At 56.2% G+C, this 23,833-nt stretch carries 18 protein-coding genes and 1 tRNA gene; 13 read left to right on the top strand and 6 right to left on the bottom strand.

Annotated elements, in window-relative coordinates:
* Positions 1-371 precede the first annotated feature (371 nt).
* Positions 372-6,551 carry an alpha-2-macroglobulin family protein gene (locus IEW06_RS01540; protein WP_188547279.1) on the top strand — a complete coding sequence of 2,060 codons (6,180 nt, stop codon included), beginning with the start codon at positions 372-374 and terminating at the stop codon, positions 6,549-6,551.
* Positions 6,552-6,702: 151 nt separating this feature from the next.
* Positions 6,703-7,098, top strand: a complete 396-nt coding sequence (locus IEW06_RS01535) for a hypothetical protein (protein WP_188547277.1) — start codon at positions 6,703-6,705, stop codon at positions 7,096-7,098.
* A gap of 90 nt (positions 7,099-7,188) precedes the next feature.
* Here IEW06_RS01535 and IEW06_RS01530 read toward each other — a convergent pair whose 3' ends face one another.
* The 4 genes from IEW06_RS01530 to IEW06_RS01515 all read right to left on the bottom strand — a co-directional run bounded on the left by IEW06_RS01530 (position 7,189) and on the right by IEW06_RS01515 (position 9,931).
* Positions 7,189-7,518 carry a 2Fe-2S iron-sulfur cluster-binding protein gene (locus IEW06_RS01530; RefSeq protein WP_084446342.1) on the bottom strand — a complete coding sequence of 110 codons (330 nt, stop codon included), beginning with the start codon at positions 7,516-7,518 and terminating at the stop codon, positions 7,189-7,191.
* Between the two features lie 205 nt (positions 7,519-7,723).
* Positions 7,724-8,740: an NAD(P)/FAD-dependent oxidoreductase gene (locus IEW06_RS01525; RefSeq protein ID WP_187731084.1), complete on the bottom strand. Its 1,017-nt coding sequence runs from the start codon at positions 8,738-8,740 to the stop codon at positions 7,724-7,726.
* A gap of 282 nt (positions 8,741-9,022) precedes the next feature.
* Positions 9,023-9,096 (bottom strand) — tRNA-Arg (locus IEW06_RS01520).
* Positions 9,097-9,211: 115 nt separating this feature from the next.
* Positions 9,212-9,931 carry a TVP38/TMEM64 family protein gene (locus tag IEW06_RS01515; RefSeq protein WP_223284373.1) on the bottom strand — a complete coding sequence of 240 codons (720 nt, stop codon included), beginning with the start codon at positions 9,929-9,931 and terminating at the stop codon, positions 9,212-9,214.
* A 207-nt stretch (positions 9,932-10,138) separates the two neighbouring features.
* Between IEW06_RS01515 and IEW06_RS01510 the strand changes: the two genes are divergently transcribed.
* The 3 genes from IEW06_RS01510 to IEW06_RS01500 all read left to right on the top strand — a co-directional run bounded on the left by IEW06_RS01510 (position 10,139) and on the right by IEW06_RS01500 (position 15,053).
* Positions 10,139-11,278, top strand: coding sequence for a cystathionine gamma-synthase (locus IEW06_RS01510; protein WP_187731085.1), 1,140 nt, complete (start codon positions 10,139-10,141; stop codon positions 11,276-11,278).
* Positions 11,279-11,323: 45 nt separating this feature from the next.
* Complete coding sequence (locus IEW06_RS01505) at positions 11,324-11,800, top strand: hypothetical protein (protein ID WP_188547276.1); 477 nt, start codon at positions 11,324-11,326, stop codon at positions 11,798-11,800.
* A gap of 430 nt (positions 11,801-12,230) precedes the next feature.
* Positions 12,231-15,053: a TonB-dependent receptor gene (locus tag IEW06_RS01500; RefSeq protein WP_187731087.1), complete on the top strand. Its 2,823-nt coding sequence runs from the start codon at positions 12,231-12,233 to the stop codon at positions 15,051-15,053.
* A gap of 73 nt (positions 15,054-15,126) precedes the next feature.
* Here IEW06_RS01500 and IEW06_RS01495 read toward each other — a convergent pair whose 3' ends face one another.
* Complete coding sequence (locus IEW06_RS01495; RefSeq protein ID WP_223284374.1) at positions 15,127-16,125, bottom strand: OmpA/MotB family protein; 999 nt, start codon at positions 16,123-16,125, stop codon at positions 15,127-15,129.
* 172 nt (positions 16,126-16,297) lie between these two features.
* On the opposite strand from IEW06_RS01495, the gene IEW06_RS01490 reads away from it, so the two are divergent.
* The 7 genes from IEW06_RS01490 (at position 16,298) to IEW06_RS01460 (ending at position 22,719) form a co-directional block, all read left to right on the top strand.
* Positions 16,298-17,347 (top strand): class I fructose-bisphosphate aldolase, encoded by a 1,050-nt coding sequence (locus tag IEW06_RS01490; RefSeq protein ID WP_187731089.1) that lies wholly within the window; start codon positions 16,298-16,300, stop codon positions 17,345-17,347.
* A gap of 124 nt (positions 17,348-17,471) precedes the next feature.
* Positions 17,472-18,380, top strand: coding sequence for an acetyl-CoA carboxylase, carboxyltransferase subunit beta (gene accD, locus IEW06_RS01485; protein WP_187731090.1), 909 nt, complete (start codon positions 17,472-17,474; stop codon positions 18,378-18,380).
* Positions 18,381-18,593: 213 nt separating this feature from the next.
* Positions 18,594-19,337 (top strand): YiaD family glycine zipper/OmpA-like lipoprotein, encoded by a 744-nt coding sequence (locus tag IEW06_RS01480; protein WP_187731091.1) that lies wholly within the window; start codon positions 18,594-18,596, stop codon positions 19,335-19,337.
* Between the two features lie 182 nt (positions 19,338-19,519).
* On the top strand, positions 19,520-19,837 hold the full coding sequence (locus IEW06_RS01475; protein WP_223284375.1) for a YMGG-like glycine zipper-containing protein: 318 nt from the start codon (positions 19,520-19,522) through the stop codon (positions 19,835-19,837).
* A 253-nt stretch (positions 19,838-20,090) separates the two neighbouring features.
* Positions 20,091-20,795 (top strand): YiaD family glycine zipper/OmpA-like lipoprotein, encoded by a 705-nt coding sequence (locus tag IEW06_RS01470; protein WP_187731092.1) that lies wholly within the window; start codon positions 20,091-20,093, stop codon positions 20,793-20,795.
* Positions 20,796-20,916: 121 nt separating this feature from the next.
* A complete protein-coding gene (locus IEW06_RS01465) occupies positions 20,917-21,678 on the top strand; it encodes an endonuclease III domain-containing protein (RefSeq protein ID WP_187731093.1) in 762 nt (253 codons plus the stop codon).
* 57 nt (positions 21,679-21,735) lie between these two features.
* Positions 21,736-22,719, top strand: coding sequence for a radical SAM protein (locus tag IEW06_RS01460; protein WP_187731094.1), 984 nt, complete (start codon positions 21,736-21,738; stop codon positions 22,717-22,719).
* Here the strand turns inward: IEW06_RS01460 and IEW06_RS01455 are convergent.
* Complete coding sequence (locus IEW06_RS01455; RefSeq protein ID WP_187731095.1) at positions 22,716-23,225, bottom strand: hypothetical protein; 510 nt, start codon at positions 23,223-23,225, stop codon at positions 22,716-22,718. The two genes, IEW06_RS01460 and IEW06_RS01455, sit on opposite strands and share 4 nt — an antisense overlap.
* A gap of 77 nt (positions 23,226-23,302) precedes the next feature.
* Here IEW06_RS01455 and IEW06_RS01450 point away from each other — a divergent pair, with 77 nt between their 5' ends.
* A complete protein-coding gene (locus IEW06_RS01450) occupies positions 23,303-23,812 on the top strand; it encodes a gamma carbonic anhydrase family protein (protein ID WP_187731096.1) in 510 nt (169 codons plus the stop codon).
* The last annotated feature ends 21 nt before the right edge of the window (positions 23,813-23,833 follow it).

The raw sequence follows: 23,833 nt of genomic DNA, 5'->3' as shown, positions 1-23,833 counted from the left end.
GAGAAGGCAAGGAAAATAACAGATAAGTACTGCCCGTCGAGGAAAGAAAATTATAGCTATAGCTTCCGCGTAGACCTACTTGTTGCTGATTATTAAGGGGGGCTTTTTTAGCGGGTCGAACGATGTAGAGACGCAATATTTTGCGTCTTGTCGTTGAACAGGCAAAGTCGTGCTGCCTAAACAACATCAGCAACGACGAGACGCAAAATGTTGCGTCTCTACATCGCACAACCGGGCCGAGCTATTTTCGTGATGAAGCAGCTCACAGACGCATTTTTAATAAAATTCTGGGCTTGCTTTATGGAATTGAGGCGGCTTGTGCATCTGGTTTTTGTCAACTTGCCTCGCCGCTTTCTTTTACTTCGCTCTATATGCGTTTCCTTGGTCTGTTTTGCCTGCTGTTATTGGTCATGATTAGCCCTACTTCTCCCTCGGCGCCCGACCCGAAAAAGTGGCGGCAGATTGACGCGTTGTTAGCCAAAGACCAGACGGCCTCGGCGGCTAAGCTCGTGGATGAGATTTACCGCCAGGCCCGCCAGCGCCAGGATACGCCGGAGTATCTGCGGGCCGTGCTGTATAAGCTGCGCCTGCTGGAAGAAAAGGAGGAAGACGCTCAGGAAAAGGCCATTGCGCTGGTGGAAGCCGACCTGAAAACGGCCAAATTTCCGGCCCGGCCCATTCTGCATAGTCTGCTGGCTCAGCTGTACGCCCGGTACTACGACGAGCACCGCTACCAACTCTACGACCGCACCACCCAGGCCACCCCCGACTCAGCCGATATTCGTACCTGGGATGCCGCTCGCCTGGGCAGCGCCGTGGTGCGCCACTACCGCGCTTCCGTAGCCGAAGAGCCGCAGCGCCTGCAACAGCTCACGCTGAAAGAACTGGGCTACGCCGTGCGCGTGGGCGATGCCGAAGGCCAGGCGCTGCGCCCCACGCTCTACGATTTGCTGACTCACCGAGCCGTTTCGGATCTGGAAAACGATGAGTTCTATGTTACAACGCCGGCCCAGCAGTTCGAGCTGCAGGATAAAGCGCTGTTTGGCCCCGCCGCCGAGTTTGCTCGCCTAAAGCTAACTGCCCCGGCCGCCGATACACTGAACGGGCAGTTTCATGCCCTCCAGCTCCTGCAGCAGCTCACCGCTTTTCGTCTGCAAGCCAATAACCCAGCCGCCCTGGCCGATGTGGAGCTGGAACGGCTGCGCTTCGTGCATGAGCACGCGGAACTAGCCGATAAAGACGAGCTATACCAAGCCGCCTTGGCCCGCGGCGCGGAGCTGTTCAAGGCCCTGCCTATATCCACCAGGTTTTTGGCCGTGCAGGCCGAGAGCTTGGAAGAAGATCAGCCAGCGAAAGCCCGGGAAATAGCTCTGGAAGCTGAGAAGCGGTTTCCAAAGTCTCTTGGGGGGCAAAAAGCCTTAGCGCTCCGGCGAAAGATTGAGGCTGTAGAAGTAGCCTTCACCGCGGAAGAGGTGATTCTGCCGAATCAGCCGTGGCTGCTGAAGCTGAACGCGCGCAACGCGCTTACGCTTTATGCAAAAGCGTATCGGGTGAGCATTGCTTTCGCTAGCCGTCGGCAGGAGCGGCCGGAAATGGATCAGAATCAGGAATGGCAGAAAATCTATGCTCATGCCTTAAGCGCCGCGCCGGTAGCGGCCTGGACGCTCACCCCGTCTGGTCCCACTGACTACGAAAGTCACTCTATACAATATGCCGGGCCAGCGCTGCCGCTGGGGCGCTATCTTATCGTACTAAGCACGGCGGCCGACAATCCTACCCAAAAGCGCGCCGGAGTCACGACAGTATTCGCGGAGCTGAGTGTGAGTGAGTTAAGCCAACTTCGGCGGAACGCTAGCACGCAGGAAGGACCAGATGTGCTGGTAATGCACCGCCAAAATGGGCAAGCATTGGCTGGCGTGCAGGTAGTGCCGTTCTTTCAATACTACGACCAACCGAGCCGCGAGTACAAGCGTCGCCGGGGAGCTGCGCTTACTACCTCGGCCGAAGGTCTGACGCGAATAGAGCTTGGAAGCAAAACGGGCGAAAACAGCCAGCTGGGGGGCATTTTACTTACCAAAGGCCGCGACTCACTGCTGGTAGCGGAAAGTGGCTACTACTTCCCCCGACGCAGTCGCAACGCCGAGCCGGAGCAGCCTCAGCGGCAGACGTTTCTGTACACCGACCGCGCCATCTATCGGCCCGGCCAAACGCTGTATTTCAAAGGTATTCTGACCGAAAGCCTGGCTGGCAAAGCCCGTTTGCTAACCAAGCAGGCGGTGTCGGTGCGGCTCCAGGATGTGAATGGGCAAACCGTACAAACGCTCCCCTTCACCACGTCCGCGTTCGGCTCGTTTCACGGCTCCATCGTGCTGCCTACGGGCTTGCTAAATGGCGAGATGAGTCTGCGAACCGACTATGGCAGCGTCAGCTTTGCCGTGGAAGATTACAAGCGGCCCACGTTTCAGGTCACGTTTGAGCCGGTGAAGGGCACGTCGGTGCTGGGGCAGGAAGTAACCATGCGCGGCAAAGCCACAGCCTATGCCGGCCAGCCCATAGACGGCGCCGCCGTGAGCTACCGCGTTACGCGCCGCACTCTATGGCCTATGTTTGGGCGGGGCATTGGCGGCAGTCGGCCCGAAATGGAAATCCTGAGCGGCACCGCCCAAACCGACTCCGTGGGGGGCTTTTTGGTGAAGTTCATCGCGAAAGGGGAGGACGCCAGCCAGCAGAAGCGCGGCCCCTGGGAGCCCGGCTACGTGTTCGAGGTAACCGCCGACGTGACCGATGCGGCCGGCGAAACCCGCACCGGCCAGCAGCAAGTGAGCATCGGGAAGGAAGCCCTCACCTTGCGCCTGGAACTGCCCGAGCTGCTGAACCGCGAAAAAATGCCGCCCGTGCGGCTATTCAGCACCAACGCCACGGGCGAAGCCCAGCCTGCCCGCGGCACGCTGCGCCTCTACCGCCTCACGCCGCCCGCTCGCGCCTTGCGCCCCCGCACGTGGGAGCGACCCGAGCGCGAAGCTTTAAGCCCGGAAGAATTCAAGCGCCTGTTCCCGCTCGATGCTTACGCCCGGGAAGACAACGACAGCACGTGGGCCCGCACGCTGGTGCTCACCCAGGATTTTGACACCGAAAAATCGACGCTCTTGCCGCTGCTAGCTACTCCTTTAGCCCAGCAGGCGCCCGGCCGCTACCTGCTGGAAGCTACCGCTTCGACGGATGCTACCGCTCAGCCAGCCAAAACGGAGCGGCGGTTTACCCTGTATGCGCCCTCAGCCAAAACGCTGCCCGTGCCGGCGCCCGATTGGTTTGTCGCGCTTCAGGATAGTGTGGCGCCCGGCCAACCAGCTCGTTTTTTGGTAGGTAGCTCAGAGGCGGGTGCGCGCGTGCTGCTGGAAGCGGAAGCCAAGGGTGAGAGCCTGCGCCGCGAATGGCTCACGCTGGCGGCCGGCGAACAGCGCCTCATTGAGATTCCGGTGCCCGCCAGCCTCGGCGAAACCCAGCTGTACGTGCACACCACCCAAGTGCGCGACAACCGCCTCTATACCCACACGGCGCCGGTGCAGGTAGCCACGCCACCCGCGCCACTGGTGCTCAGCATCGCCACCTTCCGCGACAAGCTCCAACCCGGCCAGCGCGAAACCTGGCGCGTCACCATTCGGCAAACCGACGGAAAGCCAGCCGACGCGGAGCTGCTCGCCACGCTGTACGACCAGTCGCTGGACGCGTTTCGCCCACATTCGTTTCGGGAGCTGGAGTTTCCGAAGCCCTATCATCCGGCCGCATTGGCTTGGCAGGGCCGGTTTGACACGCAGGAGTCAAATGAGTTGATGAATCAGACCGTGGCTGGTCCAAATGTGCGTGACATTGCTTATCCACATATCAATATGTGGGGCTTCGATGGAGAAGATGGGGACAAAGTTTATATGATGGTTGAAAGTGTAAAGGGAAACACCGATTTAGCCGGTATGGCTGCTGATGAAGTTGTGGTCGCCCAGCGCAGCAGTTCTAACATGGCAAAGATGCGCGTACCGCCACCGCCACCTCCACCAAGTGCTCCACCTGCGCCTGGAATGTCAGACGACCTTCCAGATATGGATGAGCTAAGGGATAAACCAGCCAATCTATCTGGAGTTCAAGCCCGCAAAGACTTCCGCGAAACGGCCTTCTGGATGCCCGAACTCCGCACCAATGCCCAAGGCGAAACCGTGCTGGAATTCCAGATGCCCGAGGCCGTAACGCGCTGGCAACTCCTGGCTCTGGCCCACGACCAGCAGCTGCACAGCGACCTGCTGCGCCGGGAACTGGTGACGCAAAAGCAGCTTCAAGTAACGCCCAACGCCCCGCGCTTCTTCCGCGAAGGCGACCAGCTGCGCCTCACCGCCAAGCTCAGCAACCTCACCGATCAGCCCATGCAGGGCACGGCCCAGCTGTTTTTGCTTGATGCCCGCACCCAGCAGCCTTTGGAAGGCACCATTCTCAAAAGCGCCGCAAACCTCCCGTTTGACTTGAAAGCCAACCAAAGCAGCGCCCTCGCCTGGAACCTCGCCATCCCGGAAACCGCTGAAGGTCAAGTGCCCTTGGAGGCCATCACCTACCGCGTGGTGGCCCAAACCACTGCCCCGAAACAGGCTAAGCGCAAAGCCAAAAAAGCGCCCCAGGCCGCTGTGTACTCCGATGGGGAGGAAAATACGCTGCCCGTGCTACCCAACCGACTGCTCGTGACGGAAAGCCTGCCGCTGCCAATTGTGGGGCCGGCTACGCGGGAGTTTGAGCTGAAAAAGCTGACCAGCACCACCTCACCCACGCGCCGCAACTACTCGCTGACGCTGGAAATGACCCAGAATCCGGCCTGGTACGCCGTGCAGGCCTTGCCGTATCTGATGGAGTACCCGTACGAGTGCTCGGAGCAAATCTTTAGTCGGCTGTATGCTAACCTGCTGGCGGCCAAAATCCTGCAAAGCAATCCGCGCCTCAAAACGACCCTGAACGAATGGAAGCGCGCCGCCCAGGCCGGCGACAAAACGGCACTGACCAGCAAGCTGGAGCAAAACCAAGAGCTGAAGAACCTGCTGCTCCAGGAAACGCCCTGGGTGCGCGATGCCAAGTCGGAAACGGAGCGTATGCGCCGCCTCACGGAGCTGTTCGACGAGCCCCGTCTGCAAGCGGAAACCACCCGCGCCCTCGCCAAGCTAGCCCAGATGCAAAAGCCCAACGGCGCCTTCCCGTGGTTTGAGAAGATGCCCGACGACCGCTACATCACCCAGCTCATCGTGGCCGGATTTGGCAAATTAGCCAAGCTGGGCGCTTTCGATGCCAGCAAAAACGAGGATGGGGGGCAAATTCTGCGCAATGCCCTGCGCTACCTCGATGAGCAACTACAGCGCGACTACGATGCCCTGCGCAAGCAGCCCAAAGTTGACCTGAAGCAAAACCACCTCGCCGACCTGCACATTCAGGCCCTGTACGCCCGCAGCTTCTGGCCCACTCAGGCCGTAGCGAAGTCGGCGCAATCTGCCTATGTGTATTATCAGCAGCAAGCGGCCACGTATTGGCCTGCCCAAACCCGCTACCTGCAAGCCCAAACGGCGCTGGCCCTGCACCGCGGCAAAACGGCCCCCACCGCCGTGCGCAGCATTCTGCAAGCCCTTACCGAAAATGCCCTGCACTCCCCGGAGCTAGGCATGTACTGGAAAGACGTGCGCGGCGGCTATTACTGGCGAGAGGCGCCCACCGAAACCCAGGCCACGCTCATCGAGGCCTACGACGAAGTACAGAACGACCAGAAAGCAGTGGATGAGATGAAGCTCTGGCTGCTCAAGCAAAAGCAAACCCAGAGCTGGGAAAGCACCCGCGCCACCGCCGACGCCTGCTACGCCCTGCTCCTGCGCGGCTCCGACTGGCTACAGCCCGCCCAGCCCATTCAAGTGACGGTAGGCGGCGCGCCAGTGCAGCCCACCACCCAGCAAGCCGGCACCGGCTATTTCAAAATCACTTTCCCCGCCGCCAGCATCAAGCCCGCTCAAGGGAAGGTGACCGTCAAAAAGACCGACGCTGGCGTAGCCTGGGGGGCAATTTATTGGCAATACTTTGAGCAGCTGGATAAAATAACGCCCGCCGCCACGCCTTTGCAGCTTCAGCGTCAGCTGTTTCGGGAGCGGCGCACGGCGGCCGGCCCCGTGTTGGAACCGCTCACGCCGGCCAAGCCGCTGCGGGTAGGGGAGGTACTGGTAGTCCGCCTGACGCTGCGCACCGACCGCACCCTGGAGTACGTGCATTTGAAGGACCAACGGGCCGCTGGCTTGGAGCTGATCAGCCAGGTGTCGGGCTACCGCTACCAGGGCGGGCTGGGCTACTACGAGAGTCCGCGCGATGCGGCTACCAACTTTTTTATGGGTGAATTACCCAAGGGAACCCACGTGTTTGAGTACCGCTTGCGAGCGGCCCAAAGCGGTGATTTTTCGGGTGGCCTAAGCCAGATTCAGTGCCTCTACGCCTCCGAATTTACGAGCCATTCGGCGGGTCAAAGGCTTCAGATTGGGAGCAACTAAGCTCCTTAGTTAGCCAAGTTTTTTTAGCCTCAAAAACGGGCTCGACAGTACTGAAAGGCTGTTTCCAGTGAGTTAAAGCATATGCAGTCTTGTCTGGGCACCATTTAGGCTGTACTTTTGCGTCCTCTTAGCCCTTTTTAAAGCTATGCTGATGCGTAAAATATATGTGCTTGCCGGCCTGCTTTTGTGCGGTGCGCCGGTGCTTGCCCAAGGCAAGAAAACAACCCAACTTCCGAAGTCTTCTGGTCACTTTACAGTACCCGTTACGCCGGCTTTGCCCGGTGAGGAAAAGCTTTCCGCCCGGGAGCGCGTCGAGCGGGATCTGCTGATGCCCGTGCGTCGCAAACAAGCTGCCCTGACCTTGCAGGAAGCCAAACAAGCGTCCGCCGACATTACCGCTCAAGGTGTAGCAGCGGCCGAAGCCAACGCCGCTGAGGAAACCAAAAAAGCCCCCCAGCCCACCGCCGCCGAGCCGCACGTTATCTTCTCCACTGCCGACCGCAAGCCGGAGCCAGCTACTAGGAAGTCAACCCGTCGCCGTCGCTAGCCATTGCTGTAAGCTGACCATAAAAAAGCCCCCCAGAATAGTTCTGGGGGGCTTTTTTATGATTGCTCTGTGAATGTAGCAAAGCAGTGCTTAGATAATGGGCATCAAACGCACTACCAAGCCATCGAGGCGGGGCGTAATGCGGATCTGGCAGGAAAGGCGACTACCGGGGCTAAGTACGGGCAGTGTTTCGAGCATGTACATTTCTTCGTCGCCAGGCTCATCAAGAGCGGGGCCGGCGAGTACTTCTACGTGGCAGGTAGCACACAGGGCCATGCCGCCGCAGGTTGCTTGAATATCGTAGCCGCTGGCCTTGAGTACTTCCATCAGGCTGAGGCTCATATCGGTAGGCGCCTCTATCTCGCGCCGCTGGCCGGGCGCCTCCTCCACGTACACTCGAACTTCGGTAGCGTCAGTCATTTAGTTGGGAGTCCTTGGTTGGTGGTAATCAGTAGTCGGAGTACCAAACTTATCAATTAAAATCGGTGCCCTATCAAAAAATCGTTGTCATCCTTACAAAGAAAAGACCTGCTCACACCAGAACAACAAGCGCACAAACGGCTAGCTTTCACGCGAGTAGGTCTTTCCTTCGGTACGTCAGATAAGGATAGCAATCAAGCCCCGTTTACATAGTAGGCACCCCGTTTACGGTCGTATACTTAAGCACGTATTTCTTGTCCGGGAACATGTACTTGTAAGCGCCCTGTGCCATTAGCGCGGCCTCATGAAAACCGCACAGAATCAGCTTCAGCTTGCCTGGATACGTGTTGATATCACCGATGGCGTACACGCCCGGCACGGAGGTCGAGTAGTCCAGCGTATCTACCTGCACCGCATCGTTGTCTAGGCCCAGGTTCCATTCACCAATAGGGCCAAGCTTTGGCGTAAGGCCAAACAGCGGAATAAATGCATCCACGGGCAGGCTCTCGGTAGTACCGTCGTTGGCGGTGATGGTAACGGCCTCCAGATTATCGATGCCATGCACATGCGTCACGTTAGACGACAGCACAAGGCGCGCGCGGCCGGCTTCGTGCAGGTTTTTCACCTTCTCCGCTGAGTCGGCCGCCCCGCGGAAGGTGGTGCCGCGGTGCACGAGCGTTACTTCTTTGGCAATATCAGCCAGGAAAATAGTCCAGTCGAGCGCTGAGTCGCCGCCGCCGGCAATCACGATGCGCTTATCGCGGAAGGTTTCGGGGTCGCGCACCATGTAGTACACGCCGCGGCCCTGCTCAAAGCGCTCCAGCTCATCGATAGCCGGTTTACGGGGCTCAAACGAGCCCAAGCCGCCGGCAATAGCTACGGCCTTGCACAGCACCTCCGTTCCATCAGTAGTGAACAGCTGAAACGAGCCGTCGTCGAGCTTCGCGAAGCGCTCTACCCGCTCGCCCAGCGTAAAAGTGGGGTGGAAAGGCTCAATCTGGCGCATCAGGTTGCGCACCAAGTCGCCGGCCAGCACCTCAGGAAAGCCGGGAATGTCGTAGATAGGCTTTTTGGGATAAATCTCGGTCAATTGACCTCCTACGGCGGGCAGCGCATCCACCACGTGGCAGCGCAACTTCAACAACCCAGCCTCAAACACCGCAAACAGCCCCACCGGGCCAGCTCCGATAATACAGATATCGGTCGAAATAGTATTCAGCATGCAATCAAGAATCAGCGAAAAACAAACAAACGGCCCTAAGCCGCCTGAATAACAAACAAAGCCCCCAAATCGTTGGGCCCGCCCCACGAATGATGAGCGGTTGCCAAGCGTAGGCATTGCGGGTGCAAAGATAAGTTCAGCCCGCCGCGTTTTTGGTATTCGGCGGCAAAATGTACGGGACTCTGGTAGTTACCTATCGGGCCACATGGCTTTACTGTGTCTAACTACCGAGTCAAATTAACATAAAAAAAGCCCCCCAGCATGTGCTGGGGGGCTTTTTCGTGGTCGTGTAAGGAGTCGAACCTTAAACCTCCTGATTCGTAGTCAGGTGCTCTATCCAGTTGAGCTACACAACCATTATCCCGCTTGGGGAGCGCAAAGATAGTCGCTAAAATTTCAGACGTCCAAGCCGGGGGGCATTTTTAGCTTAAAATTTTGCCAGAAAACGCGCAAATAGCTGAGAGTCAGATTTTATTTTTCAACGGTTTTTTCGGTGCCACGGTTCAGGGCTCGCTTCAAAGCACGGTTGAAGAGGTAATAAAGCCCAAAAACCGATACGATGATCAGCCCAATTACCAGCAGCTTGCCCGCCGTACCCGTGTCGGGGTCGCTGACGAGGCTAATAACATCCTGCGCTTTGGTGCCCAGCCAATAGAAAAACAGGCTGCGCGGCAGCATTCCAACCACTGAGGCCAGCAGAAACTTGCGCCGGTCGATGCGCATCACGGCCAGCACGAAGGTCATGAGGGCAAAGGGCAGTACCGGCGAGATGCGGGTGAGAATGATGAGTTGCCAGCTTTCAGTTTTCAGCTCCCGCATCACGGCGTCGGCCTTCGGGAAGTGGCGCAGGAAGCTGAGCATGCGGCCATGATCGAGAGAGGTCGCTATCTGGTAGCCTACCAATGCGGCCAGCGCATACGCGACCACCATACCCGGCAGCCCAGCCCAGCTAAAATAAAACCCCGTTACCAGCGCCACAAACGTGGTGGGCGTGAAGGCAAAGGCCATTGTGAAGGCTATGACCACGAAATAAAGAGCAGTCTGGGCGGGTGTGAGCTGCAGCAGCAGTTCCTGATTGCGATAAAGCAGGAAAGTGAGCGAAGAGCTACCCAGCACCGGCAAGGCCACCAGCAAAAACATGGAGACTAGCGTAGACGCGTTTTTTTGGAAAAGCTCTTTGAGTACAGACATAAGCAGCAAAAAATCGGGCCGACTGTGCGTAGCCGGCCCGAAGGTAGAACGTAAACTGCTCAGCAAAGGCTACGCGCCGAGGAAGCCGTTGGCAGTAGAAGCCATTCCGGGAGCTGGTGTCTACCAAAAAATAATCGCGCGCGACATTCTACCTTTGGCCTCTCTTGCCCCACCTCCTAACCTCTACCTTTTCGATTCGCTTCTTCTATGAAATTCGGCACCAAGACTATCCACGCCGGCGTACATCCCGATCCAGAGACCGGGGCCATCATGACGCCTATCTATCAGACTTCTACATACGTGCAGCGCTCGCCCGGCGACCACCGCGGCTATGAGTATTCACGCACCCATAATCCTACCCGCACTCAGCTCCAGGATTCGCTGGCAGCCCTCGAAAACGGGCAGCACGGCTTGGCATTCGCCTCCGGCATGGCTGCAACCGACGCCATTGTGAAGCTGCTTCAGCCCGGCGACGAGGTAATTTCGACCAATGACCTGTATGGCGGCAGCTACCGTATTTTCACCAAAGTATTTGCCCCCCTGGGCATCAAATTCCATTTCGTGCCCATGCATGATATGGCTGCCGTGCGTGAGAAAGTAACCGAGCGCACAAAGCTGATTTGGGTGGAAACGCCTACCAATCCGCTGCTGAACGTGATTGATATTGCCGCCGCCGCCGCCGTAGCCAAAGAAGCCGGCGCCCTGCTGGTAGTGGATAACACGTTCGCTACGCCTTATCTGCAAACGCCGCTCGATTTGGGCGCCGATATGGTAATGCACTCGCTCACCAAGTATATGGGCGGCCACTCCGACGTGGTAATGGGTGCCATCATCGTGAAAGACGACGAGCTGCATGAGCGTCTGCGCTTCCTGCAAAATGCCTGCGGCGGCACGCCCGGCCCTCAGGATTGCTTCCTGTTGTTGCGCGGCATCAAAACATTGCATATCCGCATGCAGCGCCACTGCGAAAACGGCCGCGCCGTCGCGGAGTTCCTGAAGGCGCACCCGAAAGTGGAGAAGGTGTACTGGCCTGGCTTCACCGATCATCCGAACCACGATATTGCGGCCAAGCAAATGAACGACTTTGGTGGCATGATCAGCTTCGTGCTTCAGGGCGACCGCAAGGAAGACGCTATAGCCGTGCTCGAGAAGCTGGAGCTGTTTGCTCTGGCCGAGAGCCTGGGCGGCGTAGAGAGCCTCTGCGGCCACCCCGCCACCATGACCCACGCCAGCATTCCGGCTGAGGAGCGCCGCAAAGCCGGGCTTTCTGATTCCCTCATTCGCCTCAGCGTAGGTATTGAGGATATCGAGGATCTGATCGAAGATTTGCGTCAGGCCATTGGGTAGCAGATGATCAAGCGGAAGCTAACTGGTTTATTATCAGGAGCAAGTATGGTTGTTGGACTGCTGCATTCGGCTCAGGCCCAGCAGTTGCCCACGGCGCCTTTTAAGGGCAGCAACATTATTTGGGCTTCCTCTTCGATGCCGACAGACTCTGTTTTGAGCCAGTTAAGCCAGCATCTGTTGCAAAGAGGTTTCATACTGGATACGCTAGACCGGAACAAAGGCCTCCTGACGACCAAGGTAGTATTGCCTGCTACCTCCCGGGCCGGAGAAATGAAAATTAGGGCAGCGAAGACAGGCACTGATTGGAAGCTGATAGGGACTTATGTTATTCCGGCTTACGGAAGTGGTGTTGCGTATCCGGCCGAATTTATCGGCGCGGAGATGATGCCGGCTAAAAGCGCCTTTCGTATCGTGGAGGAAGCCGCGCGGGTCGTTCCCTGTTGCGACTTGCGCTATGAAAAGGCGAAGGTAAAATTCGGCGCGTTTACCAAAATGGAAGATGCGCTGAAAGTAGTCTGGTAGGTAGTTGTTTCTGGAATGTCTTAACCTATCGTACTGAGAGTCTTGAAGAACCAATAAAAAAAGCGGCATCACACAGAAAAAAGCCCCCCAGAATATTCTGGGGGGCTTTTTTCTGTGTGATGCTATTGAACATTCGATATATATAAAACAAATCCTGTATACTAGGGAAAGAATTCTATTCTCTCAGTCGCTTACGCAGTTTCGCTTTCGAAATAATGCCTTCTTTCTCACCAATAACTTACGCTTTGCTCGCCGTGGTGGCCGACACGTGTTGTTGTTGCTGATTTTACTCTAAGCTGACACTTAATTCTTTCTGGATACCAAGTACGCAGTGCAGGCGCACTTTTGCCGCTTGTCCGACTGTGGGATACGCCACTGTCGTGATTGTTAGCCGATTCAGCTCCATTCTTTCCAAACCCTTCTTTTTTGTATGAAACAACTACTACTTTTTCTGGTGTTAGTGCTAATATTAGTGCCGGCTTGGGCCCAGAATATCGCTGTGACCGGCCGCGTGCTGGGTGGCAACGGTTCAGCCCAGCCGGGCGTGACCGTGCTGCAAAAAGGCACCACCAATGGTACCAGCACCGACAACGACGGCAGCTACCGCATTCAGGTGCCTTCCGACGCGGTGCTCGTTTTCTCAGCTATTGGCTCGGCTACCCAGCAAATCAACGTAAACGGTCGCACCAGCATTGATGTGCGGATGCAGGACGCCACCACTGACCTCAATGAAGTCGTAATTACGGGTTCTCGGGCTTCAGAGGGGCGCTCCAATATCCTGACTACGGCCCCTGTTGATGTCATTTCGGCCCGTGAAATCAAGGCGTTTGCTCAGACGGAGATTTCTCAGGTGCTTACCTATGCGGCACCGTCGTTTCAATCTTCCCGGCAAGCTATTTCGGATGGAACCGACCACGTAGATCCGGCCAGCTTGCGCGGCCTCGGCCCCGACCAGGTATTGGTGCTCGTGAACGGTAAGCGCCGCCATACGTCGGCCCTGGTAAATATTAACGGCACGGTAGGTCGCGGCTCGGTGGGTACCGACCTGAACGTGATTCCGCTGGCTTCCATCAAGCGCATTGAGGTGCTACGCGAGGGAGCGGCGGCCCAGTACGGCTCCGACGCCATTGCCGGTGTTATCAATATTCAGCTGAAAGACGATTCGACCGGCGTGACAGCCAGCGCAACCGGCGGCCAGCACTATGAGGGCGATGGTGCGGTGTTTCAGGCCGACGCTAACGTGGGCATCGGGCTGGGAGGACGTGGCTTTCTGGATGTCAGCGGGCAGTTTCTGAACAGAGGCTACACCAACCGTACGTTTGAGGATACGGCTCCGCTGATGTATCTGGGGGGTAATAGTGGCAATTATCCCGGCGGTGCGGCCGCTGATACGGAGGCAGAGCGCCGCGCCCTCAAGGAGCAGGATGACGCCATCGTGGCCGAACGGGGCTTCAACCGTAAAAATATGCGTGTGGGCAACTCAGAGGCGCGCAATTATGGAGGCTTCGTGAATGCGGCGTATAGGCTGGGGGGCAATTTGGAGGCGTATGTATCGGGTGGCGTCACGCACCGTACGGGTAAGGCGGCTGGCTTCTACCGCTTGCCCAACCAGCCCACCCAGAGCGACCTGACTATCTTCCCCGACGGTTTCCTGCCTTTCATTAACACGACTATCAACGACCAGTCGGCCATCACGGGGCTGCGCGCGAACATTGCTGGCTTCACCGCCGATCTGAGCAATACCTATGGCCGCAACGAACTGCGCTTTGATATCATGAACACCGTCAATGCCTCGCTGCCCCAGGGTCCGGGTATTCGCAATCAGACCGAATTCTACGCGGGTACGCTGAACTTCAGTCAGAATACCACCAACCTGGGCTTCTCGCGCAAGTTCACAAACCTCGGTTCCCTGGCTACGCTGAACGTGGCCTTCGGTGGTGAGTTTCGCGTTGATAATTTTGAGATTTCGGCCGGTGAGCTGAATTCTTACACCAACGGAGGCCGCTTAATCGGTACTACGCCTACAGCCTCAGGAGCGCAGGTATTTCCCGGCTACCAGCCCTCAGATGAAGTAGATAAGGACCGCAATAACGTAGCGGGCTACATTGACCTGGAAAGCGACATCACGGAAGACTTGTTGGTGCGGCTGGCTGGCCGCGCCGAAAACTACAGCGACTTTGGCTCCAATGTCAGTGGCCAAATTGCTGCCCGCTACAGCTTTCTGGAAGGATTGGCGTTGCGCGGCTCGTTCGGTAATGGCTTCCGGGCGCCTTCCTTGCAGCAGCGCTATTTCACCAATACCAGTACGCAGTTTGTGAGCGGCGTGCCCAACCAGGTGCTCACCGTAAACAACGATAACCCCATTGTGCGCAATAGCTTCGACGATCCCATTCAAAAAGGATTTGGGGTAGAGGCCCTGAAGCAGGAGAAATCGGTGAACTATAGCTTAGGGGTAACGGCTCGCGTGGGCAGAACGCTGACGCTGACCGTAGATGGTTACCAAATTGATATCGACGACCGGATTGTGCTGTCCTCGCAGTTTGTGCGCGCCAATCCTACAGTAAATGCCATTTTGGGGACGCAACCCGTAAGCCGAGTGCAGTTTTTCGCGAATGCCATTGACACGCGGACTCGCGGTATCGACATTGTAGCCAACGAGCGCCTGACACTGGGCGAAAACAGCCGCCTTGGCTTTACGATTGCGGCTAACTTCACCGAAACGGAGGTCCGGGCCTTCAACAGCTCGTCCAGCACTATCAACAATGACCCAACTACCGGTACCACGAACCTGCAAAACACGCTTTTCGACCGGCAGCAGCGCACCCGCATTGAGTCGGCCCAGCCTCGGAGCAAGATAAATCTGGCCGCCAACTACGGCTACGGCATTTTTGGTATTGAGGCGCGCCTGGTACGCTTTGGGGAGGTGGACTTCCGGGATGCCGACCCAGCCCGCGCGGAGCTCGTCGATCAAACGTTTGATGCTAAGTGGATCACCGACCTGACGCTAAGTGCCCAGGTGCTGCCCCAGCTAAGCATTATGGTGGGCGCCAACAACCTGTTCGACGTGTATCCCGACAAATTTCGCCTTCACCCGCGCAACAATCCCAATAACTTCTCAGTGGATCCTGCCACAAGCTTTAACTCCAGTCTCGACAATACCAACCGCAACCGCTTCGTGTATAATGCTAACCAGTTTGGCTTCAACGGTGGCTATTACTTCGTGCGTCTCAACGTAACGCTACCCACTAACTAAACACGATCTTTAGGTTGAGAGAATAAAAAAAGCCCCCCAGATACGTTCTGGGGGGCTTTTTTATGCATTTGTGCTACTTCGCTGGCTGTGGCGCGCTGGTATTGGAATCCAGAATCTGGAAAAGCTCGTCCAGCTTAGGCGTGAGAATAATCTCGGTGCGGCGGTTCTTTTGGCGGGCCACGGGAGTTTTGGCTACATCAATGGGCACGTACTTTGAGCGGCCCGAGGCTGTCACGCGCTCCGGCGTTACGCCATTGGTGGTTAGCAGGCGGGCAATTTCGGTGGCGCGCAGCACGCTCAGGTCCCAGTTGTCCTGCATACCGGCGGTGCCCCGGCTGATGGGCACATCGTCGGTGTGGCCTTCCACCACCACGTTCACGTCGCGCTGCTCCTGGAGCACGGTTGCCAATTTCTTCAGAGCATCTTGGCCTTTGGGGTCCACTTTTGTAGAGCCCGACTTGAACAGGAGCTGCTCAGAAAGCGACACGTACACTTTGCCGTCCTTGAGCTGCACTTGCAGGTCGCTGTCGTTGAAGCTCAGCAAGGCTTTGCTCACCTTGGCGCGCAGGTCGTTTACGGCCTTGTCTTTCTCAGCCAGAGCTTGCTGCAACTCGGCCAGGCGGGCTTCGCGGGTTTTCAGGTCGGCGGTCAGCTTATCGATTTCCGTCTGACTTTTCCCCAGCTCAGCCTCGCGGCGGGCCAGGTCCTGGGCTACTTTGCTGTAGTCCGCCGATTTGTCGGCCAGAGCGCGGTCGGTGTTTTTGAGCAGCTTCTCGAAGCTGCTGTTCAGCTCGCCGTACAGGCTTTGGGTTTTGCGCAGCACGTTGCCGGTCTGGGTCGAGTCGGCTACCAGGCGCTTATTGTCGAGGCGAAGCTGGGCAAGCTCGTCGCTGGCTTTTTTCAATTCGGCCACGGCCTGGCGCTGCTGGCGCTCCAGGTCGGCCTTGGCTTGCTCGGTGGCCGTTTGGCGGGCACGCAGGTCATCGTATTTTTTGGAGGCAACGCAGCCGGGCAGCAGCGTGGCGGCCGTCAGGCAGAGCGTCCCGAGAAAGAGCGTAGAAGTTTTTTTCACAATAGAACGGTGATTAGCAAAGGGCTGGGGGGCAAATTCAACGGTGTGCACCCCTCGCGGCAAGGTAACCATGCCTGACCCCAACTTCCAACCATTCGTCTTTGCGATGAGATTTTCGACCTATATTTGCCCCCCGTAGTTTTCCGCTCCCGTCTCCCCTAAGAAACCACGCATGGACTCTTATTCTGACCACAGCGCCGACACGCAGGCGCTGCTTCAGCACGAGTGCAAGACGATTGATAAAGCCTTGCTGCACCAGCCCGGCCCCGATTTTCTGGACCGTTGCTTTGTGCCATCCAATCGGACGCCGCAGGTGCTTCGCTCGCTGGGTCAACTCTATAATCATGGGCGGTTGAGCGGAACGGGCTACATGTCTATTTTGCCCGTCGATCAGGGAATTGAGCACACGGCCGGCGCCTCTTTTGGCCCGAACCCCATGTATTTCGACCCCGAAAACATCATCAAACTGGCTGTGGAAGGAGGGTGCAATGCGGTGGCTACTACTTTTGGTACCTTTGGAACGGTAGCTCGCAAGTATGCTCACAAAATTCCTTTTCTGGTTAAAATCAACCACAACGAGCTCCTAACGTACCCCAATAAGTTCGATCAGATTATGTTCGGGTCGGTGGAGGAAGCCTGGAACCTGGGAGCTACGGCCGTGGGAGCTACGATTTATTTCGGCTCAGAAGAGTCGAACCGGCAGATTATTGAAGTGAGCCAAGCGTTTGAGCGGGCGCATGAGTTGGGTATGGCTACGGTGCTCTGGTGCTATACTCGCAACAATGCCTTCAAAACCGCTGACCAAGATTACCACGTGGCTACTGACCTGACTGCGCAGGCCAACCATTTGGGCGTCACCATTCAAGCTGATATCATCAAGCAGAAGCTGCCCGAAAACAACGGCGGCTTCCGCGACCTGAAGTTTGGCAAAACCCACAAGGCCATGTACGAGAGCCTGTCGTCGGATAACCCGATTGATCTGACTCGCTACCAGGTGGCCAACTGCTACATGGGACGTATTGGTCTGATCAACTCCGGCGGGGAAAGCCTCGGCGCCGGCGACCTGGAGCAGGCTGTTAAAACGGCTATTGTAAATAAGCGCGCTGGTGGCCAAGGACTTATCTCGGGCCGTAAGGCATTCCAAAGGCCGTTCGCCGAAGGCGTACAATTGCTCAACGCCATCCAGAATGTGTATCTGGACAGCAAGGTGACAATTGCTTGATTTTAATTAGTGATGAGTAATTAATAAGGAGCAATTATTCTTAGCTGCTCGTAATTTCTTACCGCTTTTTAAAGGGCGTAAATTGCTCATTACTAATTATTAATTACTAATTGATTCAAAAAATATGTCTTGGTTTAAGCGCGTAGAGAAAGGCATCGTCACCCCGACGGAGCATAAGAAGGAGACACCGGACGGCTTGTGGTACAAGTGCCAGGAGTGCAAAACCGTGTCGCCGATGGTGGAGCACAAGCGCCTGCAATACACCTGCCCCAAGTGTAACCACCACGCCCGCATCGATTCGGCCGAGTATTTTGAGGTATTGTTCGACGGCAATCAGTTTACGGAGCTGGATGCCGAACTGTCCTCCGCCGACCCGCTGCACTTCGTAGATACCAAAGGCTATCCGCAGCGCATTGTAGCCACTCAGCAGCAAACCGGGCTGCGCGATGCCGTACGCACGGCGCACGGCCAGATTAATGGTCTTGATCTGGTGGTAGCCTGCATGGATTTTAAGTTTATCGGCGGCTCGATGGGCTCGGTGGTAGGCGAGAAGATTGCCCGCTCCATCGATTACGCCCGCCAGCACCGTGTGCCTTTCCTGATGATTTCAAAATCGGGCGGTGCGCGCATGATGGAAGCGGGCTATTCCCTGATGCAGATGGCCAAAACCTCCGCCAAGCTTGCCATGCTTTCCGAGGCAGGCATACCGTACATTTCCCTGCTCACCGATCCTACCACGGGTGGCGTTACGGCCTCCTACGCCATGCTCGGCGACTTCAACATTTCGGAGCCCGGCGCACTGATTGGCTTTGCCGGCCCCCGGGTTATCAAGGAAACTATCGGTAAAGACTTGCCTAAGGACTTCCAAAGTGCTGAGTTTGTGCTGGAGCACGGCTTCCTCGACTTCATCGTGGACCGTAAGAATCTCAAGGCCCAGCTTACCGACCTGCTGACGATGCTGCGCCCCGCGCCCGAAGTATTAGTGGAGGCACTGCCCTTGCAGCGTAGCCTACGCACGGCTGGCACTGCCTGAAGCTCAACGGACTAGCCATGAAAAAGCCCCCCAGATACGTACTAGCGCAGTCTGGGGGGCTTTTTTAGCTGCTAGAAGTGCGCTCTTGGTTTCAGCAAGGTTTTTGATAGGTCTAACAATATCTTCAACGAACTTTTTCGGTCGAAATGCAGTAAGCAGCACTGAAATCGTTCATTCCACGTTTAATTTCTGTTTCACTAAGTACATTCTCTCATGAAATCCTCCAACTCAATTCTTTCTCTCTTCCTGGCCTTTACCCTGTTTCTAGGCTCCTGCGCTACGTCGCAGCAGGGCACGGCTACTGGCCCTGATACGTCGGGTAATGGCACAGGCCCACGCAAAACCGGCACTAGCCGTACGGTGAAGGGTGGTGCTATTGGTGCTGGCGCTGGTGCCGTAACGGGTGCTGTACTTGGTCGTGTGATTGGTGGTAAGTCGGGTACGGCAGCAGGCGCCATCATTGGCGCGGCAGTAGGCGGTACGGGCGGTGCACTTATCGGCCGTCGTATGGACAAGCAAGCTGAGGAATTGCAGCGTGATATGCAGAACGCCAAAGTGGAGCGCGTAGGCGAAGGCATTAAGATTACTTTCGACTCTGGTATTCTCTTCGATACCAATGCTGCTACGCTGCGTCCGGCTTCGATGACTGAAATCGACAAAATGGCTGAAACGCTGCAGAAGTACCCCGACACCAATATTCTGGTGGAAGGCCACACCGATGCCAGTGGTTCAGATGCTATCAATCAGCCCCTTTCGGAGCGTCGCGCTCAGGCTGTTGCCAACTATACTACTTCTAAAGGTGTAGATGCTTCACGCGTTCAGACCAAGGGATACGGTTCTTCGCAGCCTATTGCTGACAATACCACTGAGGCCGGCAAGCAAGCTAACCGTCGGGTAGAAATTGCTATCTACGCCAACGAGAAAATGAAGAAGGCCGCTGAGGAAGGCCGCCTGTAATCAGTGCGCTTCGACTAAACGACACAAAAAAGGCCGTCCACATGGACGGCCTTTTTTGTGTCGTAAATAATAAATTACGTGTAGCTCCATCTAAGATTACCCAGAGTAAACTTAAGGACTATACTTATCGTTTACAGATCTGGTTACCACCGGTTTAATCGTGCCACCTAACGAGAAAAATCATGAAAAACATTCGTTTGTATTTCGCTGTGGCTGCGGCCATGTTGTTTTTGGGAAGTAACACTGCCCTGGCTCAGAGCGATACCAAGACTGAAAAGAAAGGCTGGAGCCGTAAAGGCAAGGGCGCTGCAATTGGGGCTGGTACTGGCGCGGCGGCAGGTGCCATTATTGCTGGTAAAGGCGACCGTGGTAAAGGCGCCGTTATTGGTGCCGGCGCTGGCGCCGTAAGTGGCGCCCTGATTGGCAAAAGGCGGGACAAGAAAAAAGACCCGGCCCGGCACCGCGAGTACACCAAGAAAAAAAATAGCCCAAACACTTAGAAAGTTCTCGCAGCAAAAGGCTGCCCTTCGCAAGGGCAGCCTTTTTAACTTCCGGAAAATTAACTCAACTATATTTGCTTCATAAAAAGCCCTTTACGAGTGCGTAAGGGTATTTTTTTGTGGGTGAATAGGATAGGAGCAGGAGTTTGGCAAGGTGGTTGCCTTTCGTGCAGTCATGGAAGGCAATTTATTCCAAACCCTTAAACCAGCCTTTCACCAACGAATACCAAAACAAACCCCCTCACATTACATCATGAAAACTTCCCGTTCGTACATCGCCTTTATACTAGCCCTGTTGCTGCTAGGTGGTAATTTCGCCCAAGCCCAGGACACGACCACCAAGAAGCCAATGAGCAAGACCGCTAAGGGCGGTCTTATTGGTGCTGGTGCTGGTGCCGTAGCTGGTGGCGTATTAGGCCGCGTGCTTGGTGGCAAAAACAGCACCGCTGGTGGTGCTATTATCGGTGCTGCTGTAGGTGGTGCTGGTGGTGCCCTCATTGGCCGCCGCATGGACAAGCAAGCTGCTGAGCTGAAGCGCGAAATGGCTGGTGCCAAAGTTGAGCGCGTAGGCGAAGGCATCAAAATTACCTTTGATTCCGGTATCCTGTTCGCTAAGAACTCGTCTAACCTGACTTCTACTGCTCAGAGCAACATCGCTGAGTTGGCTGCTACGCTGAAAAAGTACGGCGACACCAACGTACTGATCGAAGGCCACACCGACACCAGCGGCAACGACGCCATCAACGATCCTTTGTCGCAGCGCCGGGCCCAGGCAGTTGCTAACTATGCCCAGAGCCAAGGTGTAGACGCTTCGCGCTTCCAGACCCAGGGTTACGGTTCGCGTCAGCCCATCGCTGACAACTCGACTGAGGCTGGCCGCACGGCTAACCGCCGCGTAGAGGTAGCCATTTATGCCAACGAAAAGCTGAAAAAGGCTGCTGAGCGCGGCACTATCTAAGCTTGGTTTATATCTTAAAAAAAGCCCCCCAGAATATTTCTGGGGGGCTTTTTTGTGCGCTTTTGAATCGTTAGTGAATCGGGTGCGCAACCTCGGGTAAGCCCAGCCGGTACAACCGGCTATGCCAACTACCTACGACTCGCCAGCCGCTGAGAAAACGCGTGAGAATCATGCGATTCTGAATGATTTTTTTCCGCCGCTGACGTTGGAAGCCCCGCGCCGCTCGCCCATGCGCGAGCTCATATCCACGCTGTTATCGCATCGGACTACCCACCACGACGAAGAGCTGGCCTACGACCGGATGCTGGAGGCGTTCAAAGATTGGGAAGGCGTGATGGCCGCGCCAACGGCTGAGTTGGCCCACGCCGTTCGGACTACGCGCTGGCCCGATACCCAGGCCCCGCGTATTCAGGAAATATTGCGCCGCATTAAAGCCGAGCACGGCGAGATTACGCTGGACTTTCTGGCAGATTGGCCCACGGAGAAGGGCTTGGCCTGGCTGATGGATATGCCCGGTATTGGCCTGAAAACCGCTTCTTTGGTGCTGCTTTTCAACTTTCATAAGCCCGTGCTGCCCGTCGATACGCACGTGCACCGCATTGCCCAGCGCGTAGGCATGATTCCGCCCAAAGCCTCCGCCGACAAAGCGCACCAACTATTATTGGCCCAATTGCCAGCCGATGCGCTAGTGTTGCTCAACTTTCACAAGCACAATTACTGGCATGGCCAAAAGATCTGTCTGTTCCTGAAACCAGATTGTCCAAAATGCCCCCTGAAGGGCTTTTGTAACTACTACCAGGAGCATTACGGCCCCGCCACACCAGAGGCGATGGCCGCCACGCCCAAGCACTGGGAAGAAGCTTGGGGCAAACTGCCGCATTGATGAATAGACATCAACAGGAGTAAATTGTAGCGGGCTAAATGAGCTACCTTTGCCGTTATGCGCCTTGTTCGTCATCCGGTACTGTGTAATTACTATGTCACTTACCGGTGCAATGCGCGCTGCTCGTTCTGCGACATTTGGGAAAAACCATCGCCCTATATTCAGCTAGATGATGTGGCCCAAAACCTGCGCGATTTGCAGCGCTTAGGCGTAAATGTGGTGGACTTCACGGGTGGGGAGCCGCTGCTGCACCGTCAGATTCATGAGTTTGTGGGCCTCGCTCACGACATGGGCTTTATCACCACCCTCACTACCAATTGCCTGCTTTATCCGAAATACGCGGAGCGGTTGCGGGGCAAAGTGGATATGCTGCATTTCTCCCTTGATTCGTCGGAGAAGGAAGTGCATGATAAGGGACGTGGCGTCGCCTGCTATGATTTTGTGCTGGAAAGCATCCGAGTTGCCAAAGAACTAGGGGAACGCCCGGATATTCTCTTTACCGTATTTCGCGAAAACCTGGCTCAGCTGGAGGCCGTGTACCGCGACATTACTCAGCCCAACGGCTTGGTGCTTATTATCAATCCGGCCTTTGAGTACAACAGTGTGGCCACGGGCGAACAACTGACCACCGATGAGCTGGATTATTTGTCGGCTTTTGGGCGGCGCAAAGGCGTTTACCTCAACGAAGCGTTCATTCAGCTGCGCAAAGACGGCGGCAACCACGTAGCTAAGCCCGTGTGTCGGGCGGCCAGCACTACGCTGGTTATTTCGCCCAGCAATGAGCTGGTGCTGCCTTGCTACCACCTGGGGGAGAAGAAATTTCCGATTAACGGTCAGCTGTACGAACTGTATCAATCGGGAGAGGTGCAGCAGCTGGCCGCGCTGGAAGGCCGCTTGCCCGCGTGTGAAGGCTGCACTATTAACTGCTATATGCAGCCCAGCTTCGCGGTTGAGACCAGTAAGTATTTCTGGCAAGCCCTGCCCAGCACGCTCCGATACAACCTGGCAAAAGGCACCTGGAAGCGCATGCTGGCGCGCTAATGCACCTGCTCAGGTCGTAGCTGCGCGATAAGCTGGCGCAAGGCTTCGGGCTGTTGGGTGCCCAACAATACCCGGTCGCCATTGTGCAGCTTCAGCTGCAAGCCGTAGGAGCCTGCCACGTTGTAGGCGTAGTTGGAAGTAGAGAGTCCTCGGATGCCCCAGCCGCCGTATTCGCGCAAGGGCGAATATTTGCGTACCTGAGCACTTTTTACTTCCGCCCAGGCCAAGCGACGCCAGTTCAGCGGATAGAAACGATAGGAAATACCTTCTTTGTCAATGTGAGTTTCGAGCCGCAAAAGCGCGAATACACCCATGGTGAGGATAGAAGGCACTATCAGTACCAGCCATTTCAAGCCCGTTGGGGCCGGCATCCGATCAACCATAAAAAAGAATAGCAGGCTTATGGCGAGCGGAATGGCCAGCGTAAGCCACCACCAGGGCCGCCAAAAGTCCTGGCGTTCGGTGAAAAGTGATGGCAGAGCCGGAGCGTTGGCAGATGGCATCATGAATAGCGGAACAGCAGCCGAATCGGGTCTTAATATTAGGCTTTCTTTGTCAATCCTTTCAGCATCTCATCCTGCATATGCCTGCTCTCATTCTGCCCGTTAACGAAATTGCCCCCCAGCTGGGCCCCAACTGTTTTGTAGCCGATAATGCCACCATCGTGGGCGACGTGGTGCTGGGAAAGGATTGCACGGTGTGGTTTAATGCCGTGCTGCGCGGCGACGTGAACAGCATCCGTATTGGTGACAAAACGAATATTCAGGATGGGGCCGTCGTTCATTGCACCTACCAGAAGGCGGCAACTACTATTGGGGCGCGGGTGAGCATCGGGCATCGAGCCATTGTGCACGGCTGCACCGTGGCAGACGATGTGCTGATTGGCATGGGGGCCATTGTGATGGATAATGCGGTGGTGGGCGCGGGCTGCATTGTGGCGGCTGGCGCGGTGGTGCTGGAGAATACGCAGTGCGAGCCCGGCTATCTGTACGCTGGAATTCCGGCTCGAAAAATCAAGCTCGTAACTGAGGAGCAGCGCGCCATGCTTGCCCGTACGGCGGATAACTACGTGCTATATGCCAGTTGGTTTTAACTACCTATTACTCAAATTATT

Origin of the sequence: Hymenobacter qilianensis (assembly GCF_014638675.1) — a bacterium.
Lineage (GTDB): Bacteria > Bacteroidota > Bacteroidia > Cytophagales > Hymenobacteraceae > Hymenobacter > Hymenobacter qilianensis.
This window is presented reverse-complemented; position numbering and strand designations above follow the sequence as displayed.